Source organism: Bradyrhizobium sp. AUGA SZCCT0158 (assembly GCF_018130065.1).
Lineage (GTDB): Bacteria > Pseudomonadota > Alphaproteobacteria > Rhizobiales > Xanthobacteraceae > Bradyrhizobium.
The window spans coordinates 201,462-220,262 of record NZ_JAFCME010000010.1 but is presented as its reverse complement, the minus strand read 5'-3'; the positions used below and the strand labels follow the sequence as shown (position 1 = coordinate 220,262).

Below are 18,801 nucleotides of genomic sequence, written 5' to 3'. Positions count from 1 at the left end.
CGTACGGCAAAACCGTGTGGTCCTGGCGCCCGTTGCAGGCGTCAAGCTGTCGGAGAAGCGCAAGCGGAAACGATAGCGACGGAGTCAACCCAGAACTCGTCTCCGGGGAGATCACGGCATAAGCCGTAAAGCCATTGCGCAGGGAAGGCCGGGTGTTCACCGCTGCCCTGTATGCTCGTGTGCAGCCTACTTAGTGCAAACCGCACACGGGACCGCGGGTGCAGCGCGCACCCGGTCTTCCCTGCGCCCTCTCATTGGAGGGCAAGGAGATTTCTGGCAAAGCTCGGGCGCATCGTGCCGCGAGAATGTGAAACTGCGTATTGTATGATGGTGGCACAACAACCACCGCCGTCGTCCCGGCCTTGAGCCGGGACCCATAACCACAGGAAGAAGTTTTGCGAACGGTCTCTGCTACCGAGCTTCTACCGAGACACGCGGTATGGGTCCCGGCCTTCGCCGGGACGACGCGTTGATGGTGCGATGGACGCAGCAATCAAACCGGCTTGCCCGTATACGGCATCGACGCCGTCAAGCCGCCGTCGACCGGGATCGCCTGGCCGTTGACGTAGGACGCGTCGTCACTCGCAAGGAACAGTCCCATTGCCGCGAGTTCATGCGGCTGCCCGGCGCGCTTCAGCGGATTGAGCTGGCCGATCTTGCCGTCGGTGCCGCGCTGTTTGGCGTTGTCGAAGATCGGCTTGGTCATGCCGGTTTCGATCAGGCCGGGGCACACCGCATTGATGCGCACGCCGGTGCCGGACAGCGAATAGGCCGTGGTCTGCACCAGGCTGATGACGCCGGCCTTGCTCGCGCCATAGGGATGTCCGCTGGCGCCGGCCTTGAGACCTGCGACGGAAGCGGTGCAGACGATCGAGCCCGACTTCTGCCTGATCATGTGCGGCATCGAATGCTTGATCGCGAGGAACGGTCCGATCAGGTTGATGCGCAGCACCTCCTGCCAATGCTCCACGGTCTGTTCGGGAATCGGAACCAGTCCGCCGCTGACGCCGGCATTGGCCCAGATCGCATCGAGCTTGCCGTATTTCGAGACCGCCTTGTCGATAAAGGCCTTCACGTCGGCTTCCGATCCCGCATCCGCCATCACGGCTTCGACAATGCCGCCGGCGTCGCTGACGAGCTTTGCGGTTTCGTTCACCGCTTCGCTGCGATCGACCGCAATCAGTTTTGCGCCTTCCCTGGTGAACAACAAGGAGGCCGCGCGCCCGATTCCGCTGCCTGCGCCGGTGATGATGACGGATTTGCCTTCGAGGCGGCCCATGAAGTTTCTCCCTGGAGTATACAAGGTCGGCGTCTGCCGCCTTGCGGAATTTCAAACAAGTTTTCAAACGCTCAAGAACGTCGAAGTGACTTGAGGCGGTGCGTGCTCTGACGTACAGCGACATCAAAGACGATTGCAAACACTATTGAGGGACTTTGGCGATGTCCAATCCAGGCAAACCGAACGAGGTCACGACGCGCTGGTGGTGGGTGCGCCACGCGCCGGTCCGCGAAGACGGCGGCTGCATCTACGGGCAGAAGGATCTGGGCTGCGACACCAGTGACCGCGTGGTGTTTGACGCAGTCGGAAAAATTCTGCCGCGGGGCGCGGTTTGGTATGCAAGCAACCTGAAGCGCACGCATCAGACCGCGGACGCGATCTGGGCCGCCGGATTTCCGAAACCCGCGGAGATGCCGCACATCAAGGACTTTGCCGAACAGCATCTCGGCGAATGGCAGGGCATGAATCGCGCGGCGTTTCTGGCCAGCCGTCCCACCGGTTCTCATTGGTTCGCGGCGATCGACGAAGCAGCACCCGGCGGCGAAAGTTTTATGGATCTCTACAACCGTGTCTGCGGCGCGATCGAGCGCATCACGATTGAGCATGCCGGCAAGGACGTGATTGCCGTGACTCATGGCGGAACGATCAAGGCCGCGGTCGGTCTTGCGCTGGGCGGTCAACCCGACAAGGGCCTCGCCTTCGATATCGACAACGTATCGGTGACGCGGCTCGATCACATCGCAACCGGAAGCCATTCGACCTGGCGGCTACCGATGGTCAACCAACAGCCATGGATTGCCGACCCCTCGCACAATGCGATGCATCAGCCGGCCGGGCCGGAGGTCGTTCCGCCTGCGACAAAGCTTGCTTGAGCGTTGTCGAACACCTCAAAGGCTGCTTAGCTTGAATTCGAAAAACGAGAACCGGCTTGCGGCCGGACCAACATTTGGGAGAGAGACATGAGCTTGTTCGACATGAAGGGCAAAGTCGCCGTCATCACCGGCTCCACGCGCGGCATCGGGCTTGCCATCGCCGAGCGGATGGCCGAGCACGGCGCCAAGGTCGTGATCTCCTCGCGCAAGCAGGATGTCTGCGATTCCGTCACCAAATCGATCAACGAGAAATTCGGCAAGGGCACGGCGGTCTCGATCGCGGCGAATATTTCGAGCAAGGAAAACCTGCAAAACCTCGTCGATGAATCCAACCGCGCCTTCGGAAAGATCGACGTGCTGGTCTGCAACGCGGCGTCCAATCCCTACTACGGTCCGCTCGGCGGCATCTCCGACGATCAGTTCCGCAAGATCCTGGACAACAACATCGTCGCCAACAACTGGCTGATCAACATGGTCGTGCCGCAGATGATCGAACGCAAGGACGGCTCGATCATCATCGTGTCTTCGATCGGCGGCCTGAAGGGTTCGACCGTGCTCGGCGCCTATGCGATCTCGAAGGCCGCCGACATGCAGCTCGCGCGCAACCTCGCCTGCGAATACGGCAAGCACAACATCCGCGTGAACTGCATCGCGCCGGGCCTGATCAAGACCGATTTTGCCAAGGCGCTGTGGGACAATCCGGAAACGCTAAAGGCCTCGACCGCGCGCTCGCCGCTGCTGCGCATCGGCACTCCCGACGAAATCGCCGGCGCCGCCGTGTTCATGGGATCGGCGGCCGGCGACTTCATGACCGGCCAGACGATTGTGATTGATGGCGGGGCGACGATCAGTTGATCTCTATCTCGTCGTCCCGGCTCAAGGCCGGGACGACGGGATTATTCCACCGCCGCATACACCAGGTTACGCAACATCGTGCGGATGTATTCCCGCTGGCCCGGGCCCTGCATCATGAACACCGCGAACAGGTCCTCCTTCGGGTCGATCCAGAAGAAGGTCCCGGCCATCCCGCTCCAGAAGAAGTTGCCGCGCGAGCCCGGGAACGGCGCCATGCCGTCATGGGTGCGGACCGCGAAGCCAAGGCCAAAGCCGTGGCCCGCCGGCATCAAGGGCGAGTTGACCTTGACTGACGGGGCGAGGTGATCGGACGCCATCAGTTCCAACGTCTTGCGGCCGACGATCCTGACGCCATCGAGCGTGCCGCCGCTCAGCAGCATCTGGCTGAAGCGGGCATAGTCCATCGTGGTCGACACCAGCCCGCCGCCGCCGGATTCCATCACCGGCTTCTCGAGCATGTTGAAGAGCTGGACCTTGTCGCCGTTCCAGGGATCGGACGGGAACGCCTCGGCCAGCCGGCCGGCGTTTTCCTCAGCCGTGTGGAACGCGGTCTCGGCCATCTGCAGCGGCGCCAGGATCCGTTCGGTCAGGAAGGCGCCGAGCGACTTGCCGGAGATGACTTCGATGATGCGGCCGAGGATGTCGGTGGAGCGGCTGTAATTCCATTCCGCGCCGGGCTGGCAGATCAGCGGCATGCTCGCGACCATGACAGCATGTTCGGCATTGGTGATCTTGCGGCTGCGCAGCCGCGACTGTTGATAGAGCTGTTGCACCAGTCCGTTGCCGGTGTGGTCGTAAGTGATGCCCGAAGTGTGGCGCAGCAAATCCTGCACCGTCATCGGCCGCTTCAACGGCACCAGATCGAGCTGGCCGGTGCGCTCGACGCCGACCTTCTGGGTGGCGAATTCGGGGATGAATTTGGCGACGGGATCGCTGAGCATGAAGTGGCCGTCCTCGATCAGCATCATGATGCCAACCGAAACGATCGGCTTGGTCATGGAGAAGATGCGGAAGATGCTGTCCTTCGCCATCGGCGCGGAAGAAGCGGGCGCCTGCCGGCCGATCGCGTCGAACCAGCCGATCTGGCCGCGGCGGGCCACCAGCACGGTCGCGCCCGGCAGGGTTCCCTTGTCAACCTCGCGCTTGAAGGCGTCCGACATCCGCTGCAGGCGGGCACTGGACAACCCGATTTGTTCCGGCTTGGCGTGGGGGAGGGATGGGGTCTGCGGGGCGGCGGCGTGTTTGGGGGCAGTCTGCGCGTTCATGGTCTCTCCCGATTGCTCTTGTTGTTATGGCAGGGAGGGGAAGTTTGGCGCAGAACCCTTGACTTGAACAGGGCGGTGACCGATTTCCAGGGGGCCGCGCACGGCTTCGCCCTTGCAATCGGGGCATGGCCTATGCTTGAAACGGGCCGAAACCGGCGGCGACGCATGGTTCGCGTAGGGGTGTAGCTCAGTTGGTAGAGTACCGGTCTCCAAAACCGGTTGTCGCAGGTTCGAGCCCTGCCGCCCCTGCCAGCTAAATCAAGGACTTGGTCGAGGTTCCTGCCGCCGGTCCCGAACTAGCCGAAGAACCCCACGACGATCGCCATGTCCGAAGTCGCGGGCGCGAGGCCGCGCAGATTCGCGTCAATCACGCGCCGGCAGGCATCGATGGTGACGGTATCGCCGAGGTCGTTGGCCGCGTCGAGAACGCTCCAGGCGATGTCACCTGCAGGTCCGTCCTGGCCGGTCTGGTGTTGGCTGAGCAGCGACATCGTCACCTCATGGTCCATCAAGGGGACGGTCAGGATGGCGGGGAGCCTTTAAGAACCAGACCACGCTCTGATTCGGATTTGAGGCGCGCCCGCTACCTGCGGTTAACCAAGGGCCTTCGGTCCGGCCCGGGCCGTTCAGCCGGCCGGGGGCCTCCCGCCGACCGGCGGATACCTTGACCTTTTGCCCGACTGGCAGTAGATACCCGCCACCTGCTGTCGGCCCGTTATGCGGATATCCGGCGCGGCTTTTGAAATCCCCCGAACAATCGAGCCCGCATGGCGGCTCATCCTTCGAGAGAGGGCTGGGCGCTAGAGGGCTGTTCGGATTCACTTAAATTCAGAAATTCGTCTCAAAGGACGCGGTACCCAACGATGGCTATCAGCCCGTTCAAGTTCCTGCAGGAAGTGCGTTCGGAGACCGCCAAGGTCACCTGGCCGACCCGCCGCGAAGTGACCATCACCACCATCATGGTGTTCATCATGGTGGCGCTGGCTTCGATCTTCTTCTTCGCCGCGGATATGATTATCCGCTATCTCATTACCTTCCTGCTGGGCGTCCACTGATGAGCACCGGAACCCAAACGATGGACAAGCGCTGGTATATTGTTCACGCCTACTCGAACTTCGAGAAGAAGGTCGCCGAATCGATCCGCGAACAGTCCAAGCAGCGCGGGCTCGAGGACCTGTTCGAACTGGTGCTGGTGCCGACCGAAAAGGTCACTGAGGTGCGCCGCGGCCGCAAGATCGACGCCGAGCGCAAGTTCTTCCCGGGCTACGTGCTGGTGAAGATGAAGCTGACCGACGAGGCGTTCCATCTCATCAAGAACACGCCCAAGGTGACCGGCTTCCTGGGCGCCGAAAACAAGCCCATGCCGATCTCGGAGTCCGAGGCGATGCGGATCCTGCACCAGGTGCAGGAAGGCGTCGAACGTCCCAAGGCGTCGGTGTCGTTCGAAATCGGCGAAAACGTCCGCGTGGCCGATGGACCGTTCGCGTCGTTCTCCGGCGTGGTCGAGGAAATTGACGAGGCGCGTTCGCGCGTGAAGGTCGCGGTGTCGATCTTCGGCCGCGCTACGCCCGTCGAACTGGAATTCGGTCAGGTCGAGAAGGTCTGATCGTCTTGACCTCTTCCCGCATGCGGGGAGAGGGAAAAGTGCCGTGGGAGGAGATGGATGATCGCCAGTCATCCGTTGAACCGCACCACGGTCCTGTGAAGCTTCCGGATGATCCGGAGCAACATGAGGAGTGACGTATGGCAAAGAAAGTGACCGGATACCTGAAATTGCAGGTGCCGGCGGGTGCTGCGAATCCTTCGCCCCCGATCGGTCCCGCGCTTGGTCAGCGCGGTCTCAACATCATGGAATTCTGCAAGGCGTTCAACGCCCAGACGCAGAAGGAAGAAAAGAACACCCCGATTCCGGTTGTGATCACGATCTACGCCGATCGTTCGTTCACCTTCGAGATGAAGACCCCGCCGATGTCCTTCTTCCTCAAGCAGGCCGCCAAGATCCAGTCCGGTTCGAAAGCCCCGGGCCGCGACAAGGCAGGCCAGGTGACCAAAGCGCAGGTGCGCGAGATCGCCGAGAAGAAGATGAAGGATCTCAATTGCGATTCCGTCGAGTCGGCCATGAAGATGGTCGAGGGCTCCGCCCGTTCGATGGGTCTGGAAGTTGCGGGGTAACGGACCATGGCAATCGGAAAACGTTTGAAGAAGGCCCGCGAGGGCGTCGACCGCGAGAAGCTCTATCCGCTCGCGGACGCCATCAAGATGGTCAAGGAACGCGCCAAGTCGAAGTTCGACGAGACGATCGAGATTGCGATCAATCTCGGCGTCGATCCGCGTCACGCCGACCAGATGGTCCGCGGTGTGGTGACCCTGCCGAACGGTACCGGCCGCACCCTGCGCGTCGGCGTGTTCGCGCGCGGCGCCAAGGCGGAAGAAGCCAAGGCTGCGGGTGCTGACGTCGTCGGCGCCGAAGACCTGGTCGAGAAGGTGCAGGGCGGTGCGATCGATTTCGACCGTTGTATCGCCACCCCCGACATGATGCCGCTGGTCGGCCGCCTCGGTAAGGTGCTCGGTCCGCGCGGCATGATGCCGAACCCGAAGATCGGCACCGTGACGATGGACGTCGCCACCGCCGTGAAGGGCGCCAAGGGCGGCTCGGTCGAGTTCCGCGTCGAGAAGGCCGGCATCGTGCAGGCCGGCATCGGCAAGGCCTCGTTCACCGAAGAAAAGCTGGTGCAGAACGTCAAGGCGCTCGCGGATGCGGTCTCCAAGGCGAAACCCGCCGGCTCCAAAGGCACCTACATCCAGCGCGTGGCGGTCTCCTCCACCATGGGCCCGGGCGTCAAGGTCGAGCCGGGCACGCTGCTCGGTTAAGGTCTTGCGGCACTGATGAGAAAACAGGGCGGAATCGGGTGACCGGTTCCGCCCTTTGTTTTGCGACAGGGAAGAACAAGATGCCCGAAAAGGTCCTGGTCTATTCGCGCTTCCCAAAAGCCCTGTTGGTGCGGATCGGTGAGCGCTACGAATTGCTGGATGCCGCGGGCAAGCCGCCGAACGAGACGTTCTCGGCCGAACAGCTCTCCAATATTCGCGCGATGATCACGGCAGGCGGCACACCGCTCAGCGCCAATACGATGGACCAGATGCCGAAACTGGCAGCCATCGTCTGTTACGGCACCGGTTATGACGGCGTCGATCTCGCAGCCGTGGCCAAGCGCAACATCGTGCTCGGCCACAGTCCGGGCGCGAATGCCGCGTCCGTGGCCGACATTGCGGTGACGCTGATGCTGGCGGCGACAAGGCGCTTGCTGGCGGCCGACGATTACGTGCGCAGCGGAAGCTGGGCCGGCGCAAAGCCGTCGCCGATGATGCGTCCGCAGGCCGGCATGCTCGGCCGCAGGATCGGCGTCTACGGCATGGGCGAGATCGGCCGCAAGATCGCCGCGCGTGTTGCAGCCTTTGAGACCGAAGTGGGCTATTTCAGTCGCAGCCAGCACGACGTGCCGTATCAATATTTTCCGACGCTCGAGGCGCTGGCGGAATGGTGCAGCGTCCTGATGATCGCCGTTCGTGCCGGCAGCGACACCCATCACGCGGTCGATGCCAATATCCTGAACAAGCTCGGCAAGGACGGCTATGTCATCAACATCGCGCGGGGGTCGGTGATAGACCAGCAGGCGCTGGTCGCAGCGCTGACCGACCAGACCATCGCCGGCGCCGGCCTCGACGTCTACGCCAGGGAACCGCATGCGCCGGATGCGCTGACGGCACTGCCGAACGTCGTGCTGTCTCCGCATATCGGCGGTCACACGCTGGAATCGCACGTGGCGATGCAGGACTGCGTGATGGCCAATCTCGAGGCGTATTTCGCCGGCAAGCCGTTGCCTTACGCGGTGAAGGTCGGCTGATCACCGGCCGCTGGCAACGCCTGGCGGACGGGAACCGTGCCGGGAAGGGGCGTTTCCCCATTTGTGGCCGCGGCCTGAATTTTGCCCTTGGCAAGACGGGCGAGACTCGGTAAAGAACGTGCTTCCGGGCGTGCTGGCCGTTGCTGGCACGTCTGTGCTCGCATTCCGAAAACCCGATACGGTAGGAGATCATTCCTTTCAGGACATCCGCTATGGATTGCTCGAAAGGAAGGAAACCCATCGTCGGGCTGGAAAGCGGCAGGGGGCGTCCGGCTTGCCGGATAACCTCGATCCTGTCCAAGACTGCAGGCGCCCAAGTTGAAATTTGCACTGAGATGCAAGTCTCTTCAACGGCTTAATCGCATAGCCTGCACAGACGGGTGAAGACCGGATTTTGCCTGGCGTCGCGTCATGCGGCGTGAGGGCCGATTTGGTTCGAACCTCGACACCCCGCGCCATCTGGTTCGGGAGGGCAGGCTTTTCAATGTCGTCTTGCCCGACGTGTCCGAAGGACTGGTGTCTTGAGGTCAGGTTTTGGGTGAGACGGTGGGTGCAACCCGGCGGTCTCGCCTCACGCGAAGGCCGCCAACCGGAGAGAGCTTGCTGTGGAAAGAGCGGCAAAAAAGGACGCGGTTGAGGCGCTGAACGGGGTCTTCAAGACCACCAGCGTTGCAGTCGTCGCCCACTATTCCGGCCTCACCGTGGCCCAGATGCAGAAGCTGCGCACGCAGATGAAGCAGGCGGGTGCGTCGGTGAAGGTCTCGAAGAACCGTCTCGCCAAAATTGCTCTTGAAGGCACGGATGTCGTTGCCATCGGTTCCCTGCTGAAGGGACCGACCGTGATCGCCACTTCAGACGATCCGGTAGCGGCGCCGAAGGTTGCCATCGAATTCGCCAAGACGAACGAGCAGTTCGTCATTCTCGGCGGCTCGATGGGTAAAACCGTCCTGGATGTTAACGGCGTGAAGGCTCTTGCCTCGCTGCCGTCACTCGATGAACTGCGCGGAAAGCTTGTCGGCCTCCTGGTGGCGCCGGCGACCAAGATCGCTCAGCTCTCGACTGCGCCCGCGGCCAAGCTCGCGCGCGTCGTCCAGGCCTATGCCTCAAAGAGCGAAGCGGCCTGACCCTTCGCAAATCAAACCTGGTTCGAACCAATACGTTTAAGGAAACAGATCAATGGCTGACTTACAGAAAATCGTCGACGACCTCTCGAGCCTGACCGTGCTCGAAGCTGCCGAGCTCGCAAAGCTCCTTGAAGAAAAGTGGGGCGTGTCCGCCGCTGCCGCCGTTGCGGTTGCCGGTCCGGCCGGTGGTGGCGCTGCCGCCGCTCCCGCTGAAGAAAAGACCGACTTCACGGTCGTGCTCGCCGCCGCCGGCGAGAAGAAGATCGAAGTCATCAAGGAAGTCCGCGCCATCACCGGCCTGGGCCTCAAGGAAGCCAAGGACCTCGTCGAAGGCGCGCCGAAGCCGGTCAAGGAAGGCGTCAACAAGGACGAAGCCGAGAAGATCAAGGCCCAGCTCGAAAAGGCCGGCGCCAAGGTTGAACTCAAGTAACGCAAGTTACTTGAGACAAGGTCCCGGGCGGGGCGCAGCTGCACCCGAGATCGATGCAAAAGTCGTGCTATGGGACAACCGGACGCACGGCGTACACAAAAATGTGTGGGGATTCGCGGGGTTAACCCTCGAATCTCCACTATTGTCATCCCATATCGGGCTGGCAGCAGGAAAATACGGTAGGCGGCGGGAACGGCAGGGTTCTCGGCGTAAGCCGTTGGGAGACAGTCAAATTTCGGGCTTTTTCAGTCCGTGAAGCGATGGTTGGACGGGCGAGGTGCAGTCATGCGCCTTGCGCGTCGTTTTGCGTTTTGAAGGTCTGGAGAACGGATTTGGGACTTAATTCCTGAATTTGGGCTTGGTTCCGGCGAAGCGATTCGAAAATTCAACCCGGGGGCGATGGCAGTCGCGCTTCGGAAGGTTCGTCCATCAAGGGCGACGAAAATGAGAGGCCACGATGGCGCAGCAGACATTCACCGGTCGCAAACGCATCCGCAAGTTTTTTGGACACATCAAGGAAGTCGCCGAGATGCCGAACCTCATCGAGGTTCAGAAGGCGTCCTATGACCAGTTCCTGATGGTCGATGAGCCGGTCGGCGGCCGTCTGGACGAGGGCCTGCAGGCGGTCTTCCGTTCGGTGTTCCCGATCTCGGATTTCTCCGGCACCTCGATGCTGGAGTTCGTCCGCTATGAATTCGAACCGCCGAAATACGACGTCGACGAGTGCCGCCAGCGCGGCATGACCTATGCGGCGCCGCTGAAGGTGACGCTGCGCCTGATCGTGTTCGATATCGACGAGGAAACCGGCGCCAAGTCGGTCAAGGACATCAAGGAGCAGGACGTCTACATGGGCGATATCCCGCTCATGACGATGAACGGCACCTTCGTCGTCAACGGCACCGAGCGCGTCATCGTCTCCCAGATGCACCGCTCCCCGGGCGTGTTCTTCGACCACGACAAGGGCAAGACCCATTCGTCCGGCAAGCTGCTGTTTGCCGCCCGCGTGATTCCGTACCGCGGTTCCTGGCTCGACATCGAGTTCGACGCCAAGGACATCGTGTTCGCGCGCATCGACCGCCGCCGCAAGATCCCCGTGACCTCGCTGATGTATGCGCTGGGTCTCGACGGCGAGACGATCCTGTCCACCTTCTACAAGAAGATCAATTACAAGCGCGCCAAGGAAGGCTGGCGCGTGCCGTTCGACGCCACCCGTTTCCGTGGCTACTCGACCATCAACGACCTGATCGACGCCGACACCGGCAAGGTCGTGCTCGAGGCCGGCAAGAAGCTGACGGTGCGCAGCGCGCGCCAGATGCAGGAAAAGGGCCTCAAGGCGCTGCGTCTGTCGGACGAAGAGCTGATCGGCAACTATCTGGCCGAGGACCTCGTCAACCCGAAGACCGGTGAAATCTACGCCGAAGCCGGCGAGGAACTGACCGAGAAGTCGCTGAAGGCGCTCAACGAGCAGGGCTACAAGGAACTGCCGCTGCTCGACATCGACCACGTCAATGTCGGCGCTTACATCCGCAACACGCTGCATGCCGACAAGAACATGACGCGTGAAGACGCGCTGTTCGACATCTACCGCGTGATGCGTCCCGGCGAGCCGCCGACCATCGACTCGGCGCAGACCATGTTCCAGTCGCTGTTCTTCGACAGTGAGCGCTACGACCTGTCCGCGGTCGGCCGCGTCAAAATGAACATGCGCCTCGAGCTCGACGCGCCCGACACCCATCGCACGCTGCGCAAGGAAGACATCCTGGCCGTCATCAAGACGCTGGTCGACCTGCGCGACGGCAAGGGCGAGATCGACGACATCGACCATCTCGGCAACCGCCGGGTGCGTTCGGTCGGCGAACTGATGGAAAACCAGTACCGCATCGGCCTGCTCCGCATGGAGCGCGCGATCAAGGAGCGCATGTCCAGTGTCGATATCGACACCGTGATGCCGCAGGACCTGATCAACGCCAAGCCGGCGGCTGCCGCGGTGCGCGAATTCTTCGGCTCCTCGCAGCTGTCGCAGTTCATGGACCAGACCAACCCGCTGTCGGAGATCACCCACAAGCGCCGTCTCTCGGCGCTTGGACCGGGCGGTCTGACCCGCGAGCGCGCCGGCTTCGAAGTGCGCGACGTGCATCCGACGCATTACGGCCGTATCTGCCCGATCGAGACGCCGGAAGGCCCGAACATCGGTCTGATCAACTCGCTGGCGACGTTTGCGCGCGTCAACAAGTACGGCTTCGTCGAAACGCCCTATCGCAAAGTGAAGGACGGCCGCGTCACCGAGGAGGTCGTGTACCTCTCGGCGATGGAAGAGGGCCGTTATCGCGTGGCGCAGGCCAACGTGCCGCTCGACGCCAAGGGCCGCTTCACCGAGGACCTGATCATCTGCCGTCACGCCGGCGAAGTGCTGCCGATCACGCCTGACAAGGTCGACTACATGGACGTGTCGCCGAAACAGCTGGTTTCGGTTGCCGCGGCGCTGATCCCGTTCCTCGAGAACGACGACGCCAACCGCGCGCTGATGGGCTCGAACATGCAGCGCCAGGCGGTGCCGCTGGTTCGCGCCGAGGCGCCGTTCGTCGGCACCGGCATGGAAGGCGTGGTTGCGCGTGACTCCGGTGCTGCGATCGCGGCCCGCCGTTCCGGCGTGATCGACCAGATCGACGCTACCCGCGTCGTTATCCGCGCCACCGAGGATCTCGATCCCACCAAGTCGGGCGTCGATATCTACCGGCTGATGAAGTACCAGCGCTCCAACCAGTCGACCTGCATCAACCAGCGTCCGCTGGTGAAGGTCGGCGACATCGTCAAGAAGGGCGACATCATCGCCGACGGTCCCTCGACCGATCTCGGCGAACTCGCGCTCGGCCGCAACGTGCTGGTCGCGTTCATGCCGTGGAATGGCTACAACTTCGAAGACTCGATCCTGCTTTCGGAGCGGATCGTGAAGGACGACGTCTTCACCTCGATCCACATCGAGGAATTCGAGGTGATGGCACGCGACACCAAGCTTGGTCCGGAAGAAATCACCCGCGACATTCCGAACGTTTCGGAAGAAGCGCTGAAGAACCTCGACGAAGCCGGCATCGTCTACATCGGCGCCGAAGTCCGCGCCGGCGACATCCTGGTCGGCAAGATCACGCCGAAGGGCGAAAGCCCGATGACGCCGGAAGAAAAGCTGCTGCGCGCCATCTTCGGCGAAAAGGCCTCCGACGTCCGCGACACCTCGCTCCGCGTGCCCCCGGGCGTGCAGGGCACGATCGTCGAAGTGCGCGTGTTCAACCGTCACGGCGTCGACAAGGACGAGCGTGCGCTGGCGATCGAGCGGGAAGAGATCGAGCGTCTGGCCAAGGACCGCGACGACGAGCAGGCGATTCTCGACCGTAACGTCTACGGCCGCCTGGCGGAGCTTCTGGAAAACCGCCAGGGCATCGCCGGTCCGAAGGGCTTCAAGAAGGACACCAAGATCACCCGTGCGGTGCTCGACGAGCATCCGCGCTCGCAGTGGTGGCTGTTCGCTTCGCCCAACGACAAGCTGATGGCTGAAATCGAGGCGATGCGGAAGCAGTACGACGAATCGAAGAAGGGCCTTGAACAGCGCTTCCTCGACAAGGTCGAAAAGCTGCAGCGTGGCGACGAATTGCCGCCCGGCGTGATGAAGATGGTCAAGGTCTTCGTCGCGGTGAAGCGCAAGATCCAGCCCGGCGACAAGATGGCCGGCCGTCACGGCAACAAGGGCGTGGTGTCCAAGATCGTTCCGATCGAGGACATGCCGTTCCTCGAGGACGGCACCCATGCCGACATCGTGCTCAATCCGCTCGGCGTGCCCTCGCGCATGAACGTCGGTCAGATTCTGGAGACGCATCTCGGCTGGGCCTGCGCGGGCCTCGGCAAGCGCATCGGCCAGACCATCGACAGCTATTATCAGAAGCAGGATCTCAAGCCGCTGCGCGAGACCCTGAAGAAGATCTATGGCGACGATGAAACCATCAAGACGCTGAACGACGGCGAGTTGATGGAGCTTGGCAAGAACCTGAGCCACGGCGTGCCGATCGCAACGCCGGTGTTCGACGGCGCCAAGGAAGCCGACATCGAGGAAATGCTGAAGCTTGCGGGCTTCGACGCCTCGGGTCAGTCGACCGTCTATGACGGCCGGACCGGCGACGCCTTCGACCGCAAGGTGACGGTGGGCTACATCTACATGCTCAAGCTGCACCATCTCGTGGACGACAAGATCCACGCGCGTTCGATCGGACCGTACTCGCTCGTTACCCAGCAGCCGCTGGGCGGCAAGGCGCAGTTCGGTGGCCAGCGTTTCGGCGAAATGGAGGTCTGGGCGCTCGAAGCGTATGGCGCCGCCTACACGCTGCAGGAAATGCTGACCGTGAAGTCGGACGACGTCGCCGGCCGTACCAAGGTGTACGAGGCGATCGTGCGCGGCGACGACACGTTCGAGGCGGGTATCCCGGAATCGTTCAACGTGCTGGTCAAGGAAATGCGCTCGCTCGGCCTCAACGTCGACCTGCACAACTCCAAGATCGGCCCGGCCACGACGTCCGAGGCGGCAGAGTAACGCTTACGATTTCATGTCCGGCGCATGCGAGCGAAGCAAGCCTTCGCTCAGATGTGCCGGGCATTCGCACTCCGCTCGGACGTTGAGCAGGGCGCGCGCTGACAAAGAGTTTCGAATTTGCTGCCGGTGACGATCGGCACGCGAGGAGAAGACGATGAACCAAGAAATTATGAATCTCTTCAATCCGACGACGCCGGCTCAGGTCTTCGACCAGATCCGGATTTCGATTGCGTCTCCGGAGAAGATTCTGTCGTGGTCGTACGGCGAAATCAAGAAGCCGGAGACCATCAACTACCGGACCTTCAAGCCCGAGCGCGACGGCCTGTTCTGCGCCCGCATCTTCGGGCCGATCAAGGACTACGAGTGCTTGTGCGGCAAGTACAAGCGGATGAAGTACAAGGGCATCATCTGCGAAAAGTGCTCGGTCGAAGTGACGCTCTCCCGCGTCCGTCGCGAGCGCATGGGTCATATCGAACTGGCGGCGCCGGTCGCGCACATCTGGTTCCTGAAGTCGCTGCCGTCCCGTATCGGCCTTCTGCTCGACATGACGCTGAAGGATCTCGAGCGGATTCTGTACTTCGAATATTACGTCGTGCTGGAGCCGGGCCTGACCGCGCTCAAGGACCGTCAGCTCTTGTCGGAAGACGAGTATCTGAAGGCGCAGGACGAATACGGCCAGGACAGCTTCACCGCCATGATCGGCGCCGAAGCGATCCGCGAGTTGCTCAAGGGTCTCGAACTCGAAAAGCTCGAGCAGTCCCTGCGCGCCGAGATGCAGGAAACTGAATCCGACATCAAGCACAAGAAGCTCGCCAAGCGCCTCAAGATCGTCGAAGCGTTCCGCTATTCCGGCAACAAGCCGGAATGGATGATCCTGACCGTGGTGCCGGTGATTCCGCCGGACCTGCGTCCGCTGGTGCCGCTCGACGGCGGCCGCTTTGCGACCTCGGACCTCAACGACCTCTACCGCCGCGTCATCAACCGCAACAACCGCCTGAAGCGGCTGATGGAGCTGCGCGCGCCCGACATCATCATCCGCAACGAAAAGCGCATGCTGCAGGAGGCCGTCGACGCGTTGTTCGACAACGGCCGCCGCGGCCGCGTCATCACCGGCGCCAACAAGAGGCCTTTGAAGTCGCTGGCCGACATGCTCAAGGGCAAGCAGGGCCGCTTCCGGCAGAACCTGCTCGGCAAGCGCGTCGACTATTCCGGCCGTTCGGTGATCGTGGTCGGTCCCGAACTGCGGCTGCATCAGTGCGGCCTGCCGAAGAAGATGGCGCTCGAACTGTTCAAGCCGTTCATCTATTCGCGGCTCGACGCCAAGGGTCTGTCCACCACGGTGAAGCAGGCCAAGAAGCTGGTCGAAAAAGAGCGTCCCGAGGTCTGGGACATCCTCGACGAGGTCATTCGCGAGCATCCGGTGCTGCTGAACCGCGCGCCGACGCTGCATCGCCTCGGCATTCAGGCGTTCGAGCCTGTCCTGATCGAGGGCAAGGCGATCCAGCTGCATCCCCTGGTCTGCGCCGCGTTCAACGCCGACTTCGACGGCGACCAGATGGCCGTGCACGTTCCGCTGTCGCTCGAAGCGCAGCTGGAAGCGCGCGTGCTGATGATGTCGACCAACAACATCCTGCATCCGGCGAACGGCCAGCCGATCATCGTGCCGTCGCAGGACATCGTGCTCGGCCTCTATTACGTGTCGATCATGCGCGAAGGCCTGCCCGGCGAGGGCAAGATCTTCGGCGAGATGGCCGAACTCGAGCACGCCCTGCATTCGAAGGTCATCCACCTCCACACCAAGATCAAGTACAGGTGGGAAGGCATCGACGATACCGGCAAGGTGTCCAAGCGCTGGATCGAAACCACCGCGGGCCGCGTCATGCTCGGCAATTTGCTGCCGAGCTCGGCGAAGATTTCGTACGACATCATCAACAAGCTGATGACCAAGCGCGAAATCTCCGGCGTCATCGACCAGGTCTACCGTCACTGCGGTCAGAAGGAGACGGTGATCTTCTGCGACCGCATCATGGCGCTCGGCTTCTACAACGCGTTCAAGGCCGGCATCTCGTTCGGCAAGGACGACATGGTCGTGCCGCACTCCAAGTGGAAGATCGTCGACACCACCCGTACGCTGGCGAAGGATTTCGAGCAGCAGTACAATGACGGCCTGATCACCCATGGCGAGAAGTACAACAAGGTGGTCGACGCCTGGTCGAAGGCGACCGAAGAAATCGCCAAGGAGATGATGAAGGAAATCTCCTCGACCAAGAAGAACGCCAAGGGCGCCGACGCCGACATCAACTCGATCTACATGATGGCGCATTCGGGCGCGCGCGGTTCGCCGGCCCAGATGCGTCAGCTCGCCGGTATGCGCGGCCTGATGGCCAAGCCGTCGGGTGAGATCATCGAAACGCCGATCATTTCCAACTTCAAGGAAGGTCTGTCGGTGCTCGAATACTTCAACTCGACCCACGGCGCCCGCAAGGGTCTCGCGGACACCGCGTTGAAGACCGCGAACTCGGGCTACCTGACGCGCCGTCTGGTCGACGTGGCGCAGGACTGCATCATCACGCAGGACGATTGCGGCACCAAGCTCGGCATCAAGATGCGCGCCATCGTCGATGCCGGCACGGTCGTGGCCTCGCTGGCGTCGCGCATTCTCGGCCGCACCGCGGGCGAGGATCTGCGCGATGCTGCGACCAACAAGGTCGTGGTCAAGCGCGGCACGCTGATGGAAGAAATGCATGTCGACGCCATCCAGCAGGCCGGCATCCAGGAAGTGAAGATCCGCTCCGCTCTGACCTGCGAACTCGTCAACGGCATCTGCGGCAAGTGCTACGGCCGCGATCTGGCCCGCGGCACGCCGGTCAACCATGGTGAAGCGGTCGGCGTCATCGCGGCGCAGTCGATCGGTGAACCCGGCACCCAGCTGACGATGCGAACGTTCCACATCGGCGGCGCGGCGCAGATCAACGAACAGTCGTTCATCGAGTCGAACTTCGACGGCAAGGTGACCATCAAGAACAAGGCCATCGCCAAGAACAGCGAAGGTCATCTGATCGCGATGGTCCGCAACATGGTCGTTGCGATCACCGACGCCGACGGCACCGAGCGTGCGACCCACCGCATTCAGTACGGCGCGCGCATGCACGTCGATGAAGGCGACATGGTCAAGCGCGGCCAGCGGATCGCGGAATGGGATCCGTACACCCGTCCGGTTCTCACCGAAGTCGAGGGCACCATCGGGTTCGAGGACCTGGTTGAAGGTCAGTCGATCTCGGAAACGCTCGACGAATCCACCGGTATCGCCAAGCGCGTCGTCATCGACTGGCGCGCGTCGCGTGGCGGGGCGGATCTGCGTCCGGCCATCGTGGTCAAGGGCAAGGACGGCAAGGTGCTGAAGCTCGCGCGTGGCGGCGATGCCCGCTACATGCTGTCGGTCGACGCCATTCTGTCGGTTGACACCGGCGCGAAGGTGAAGGGCGGCGACATCCTGGCGCGTATTTCGACGGAAAGCGCCAAGACCCGCGACATCACCGGCGGTCTGCCGCGCGTCGCCGAACTGTTCGAGGCTCGCAAGCCAAAGGATGCGGCGATCATCGCGGAAATCGCGGGCACGATCCGCTTCGGCCGCGACTACAAGAACAAGCGCCGCATCTCGATCGAGCCGATGGACAAGAACGAGGAGACCAGGGAGTACCTGATCCCCAAGGGCAAGCACATCCATCTGCAGGACGGCGACATCGTCGAAAAGGGCGATTTCATCGTCGAAGGCAATCCGGCACCGCACGACATCCTGGCGATCAAGGGCATCGAGGAACTCGCGGCCTATCTGGTCAACGAGATCCAGGAAGTCTATCGGCTGCAGGGCGTGCTCATCAACGACAAGCACATCGAGGTGATTGTCCGTCAGATGCTGCAGAAGGTCGAGATCACCGACCAGGGCGAGACCGACATGATCTCGGGCGAGCAGGTCGACAAGATCGAGTTCGACGCGCTCAACCTCAAGGCCAAGGAAGAGGGCAAGAAGCCCGCCACGGGAACGCCGGTTCTGCTCGGCATCACCAAGGCGAGCCTGCAGACCCGCTCGTTCTTCTCGGCGGCCTCGTTCCAGGAGACCACCCGCGTGCTCACCGAAGCCGCCGTCAACGGCAAGGTGGATCCGCTGGAAGGCCTCAAGGAGAACGTCATTGTCGGCCGGCTGATCCCGGCGGGCACCGGCGCCTCGATGGCCAAGATCCGCGAAGTCGCGGTCAAGCGCGACAAGCTGATCCTCGACGAGCGCGAGAAGCAGGCTGCGATCGTGCCGACCGCTCCGGAAGCGGAACCGCTGGCGCTGCCGCCCGCGGAATAGGGCTTCCGCACGAATAGGCTGTAAGAGAAAAGGCCGGCGCAAGCCGGCCTTTTTGCTGCGGTTGGCGTTCACGTGTCGCTGTGACACCGCCCGGTTCCGTCAAACGGGAGTGCCCATTGGGAAGCTGGCTGTCGACGGCGC

General features: G+C 62.3%; 14 protein-coding genes and 1 tRNA gene. 12 read left to right on the top strand and 3 right to left on the bottom strand.

What is annotated here, in order from left to right; translation table 11 throughout:
* Positions 1-493: 493 nt before the first annotated feature.
* Entirely contained in the window at positions 494-1,279 is a 786-nt protein-coding gene (locus JQ574_RS17115; protein ID WP_212211812.1) for an SDR family NAD(P)-dependent oxidoreductase, read from the bottom strand.
* A gap of 161 nt (positions 1,280-1,440) precedes the next feature.
* On the opposite strand from JQ574_RS17115, the gene JQ574_RS17110 reads away from it, so the two are divergent.
* Both JQ574_RS17110 and JQ574_RS17105 read left to right on the top strand, forming a co-directional pair.
* On the top strand, positions 1,441-2,151 hold the full coding sequence (locus JQ574_RS17110; protein ID WP_212211810.1) for a histidine phosphatase family protein: 711 nt from the start codon (positions 1,441-1,443) through the stop codon (positions 2,149-2,151).
* Positions 2,152-2,238: 87 nt separating this feature from the next.
* Positions 2,239-3,006, top strand: coding sequence for an SDR family NAD(P)-dependent oxidoreductase (locus JQ574_RS17105; RefSeq protein ID WP_212211808.1), 768 nt, complete (start codon positions 2,239-2,241; stop codon positions 3,004-3,006).
* Between the two features lie 41 nt (positions 3,007-3,047).
* On the opposite strand, the gene JQ574_RS17100 is transcribed toward JQ574_RS17105, so the two are convergent.
* Complete coding sequence (locus tag JQ574_RS17100; RefSeq protein WP_212383691.1) at positions 3,048-4,271, bottom strand: serine hydrolase; 1,224 nt, start codon at positions 4,269-4,271, stop codon at positions 3,048-3,050.
* 176 nt (positions 4,272-4,447) lie between these two features.
* Between JQ574_RS17100 and JQ574_RS17095 the strand changes: the two genes are divergently transcribed.
* A tRNA-Trp gene (locus JQ574_RS17095) sits at positions 4,448-4,523 on the top strand.
* Between the two features lie 44 nt (positions 4,524-4,567).
* Here the strand turns inward: JQ574_RS17095 and JQ574_RS17090 are convergent.
* A complete protein-coding gene (locus JQ574_RS17090; RefSeq protein WP_212211805.1) occupies positions 4,568-4,762 on the bottom strand; it encodes a hypothetical protein in 195 nt (64 codons plus the stop codon).
* 372 nt (positions 4,763-5,134) lie between these two features.
* On the opposite strand from JQ574_RS17090, the gene secE reads away from it, so the two are divergent.
* The 9 genes from secE (at position 5,135) to rpoC (ending at position 18,660) form a co-directional block, all read left to right on the top strand.
* Positions 5,135-5,326 carry a preprotein translocase subunit SecE gene (gene secE, locus JQ574_RS17085; protein ID WP_212211803.1) on the top strand — a complete coding sequence of 64 codons (192 nt, stop codon included), beginning with the start codon at positions 5,135-5,137 and terminating at the stop codon, positions 5,324-5,326.
* A 20-nt stretch (positions 5,327-5,346) separates the two neighbouring features.
* Complete coding sequence (gene nusG, locus JQ574_RS17080; protein WP_211998187.1) at positions 5,347-5,877, top strand: transcription termination/antitermination protein NusG; 531 nt, start codon at positions 5,347-5,349, stop codon at positions 5,875-5,877.
* 137 nt (positions 5,878-6,014) lie between these two features.
* Complete coding sequence (rplK, locus tag JQ574_RS17075; protein ID WP_065728804.1) at positions 6,015-6,443, top strand: 50S ribosomal protein L11; 429 nt, start codon at positions 6,015-6,017, stop codon at positions 6,441-6,443.
* 6 nt (positions 6,444-6,449) lie between these two features.
* Positions 6,450-7,142, top strand: a complete 693-nt coding sequence (gene rplA, locus JQ574_RS17070; RefSeq protein ID WP_192733881.1) for a 50S ribosomal protein L1 — start codon at positions 6,450-6,452, stop codon at positions 7,140-7,142.
* An 80-nt stretch (positions 7,143-7,222) separates the two neighbouring features.
* Complete coding sequence (locus JQ574_RS17065) at positions 7,223-8,176, top strand: 2-hydroxyacid dehydrogenase (protein WP_212211801.1); 954 nt, start codon at positions 7,223-7,225, stop codon at positions 8,174-8,176.
* 605 nt (positions 8,177-8,781) lie between these two features.
* Positions 8,782-9,300, top strand: coding sequence for a 50S ribosomal protein L10 (gene rplJ, locus JQ574_RS17060; RefSeq protein WP_212035215.1), 519 nt, complete (start codon positions 8,782-8,784; stop codon positions 9,298-9,300).
* 52 nt (positions 9,301-9,352) lie between these two features.
* Positions 9,353-9,730 (top strand): 50S ribosomal protein L7/L12, encoded by a 378-nt coding sequence (gene rplL / locus JQ574_RS17055; RefSeq protein WP_192733878.1) that lies wholly within the window; start codon positions 9,353-9,355, stop codon positions 9,728-9,730.
* A 457-nt stretch (positions 9,731-10,187) separates the two neighbouring features.
* Positions 10,188-14,306: a DNA-directed RNA polymerase subunit beta gene (rpoB, locus tag JQ574_RS17050; RefSeq protein ID WP_212211799.1), complete on the top strand. Its 4,119-nt coding sequence runs from the start codon at positions 10,188-10,190 to the stop codon at positions 14,304-14,306.
* Between the two features lie 154 nt (positions 14,307-14,460).
* Positions 14,461-18,660: a DNA-directed RNA polymerase subunit beta' gene (gene rpoC / locus JQ574_RS17045; RefSeq protein WP_212211797.1), complete on the top strand. Its 4,200-nt coding sequence runs from the start codon at positions 14,461-14,463 to the stop codon at positions 18,658-18,660.
* The last annotated feature ends 141 nt before the right edge of the window (positions 18,661-18,801 follow it).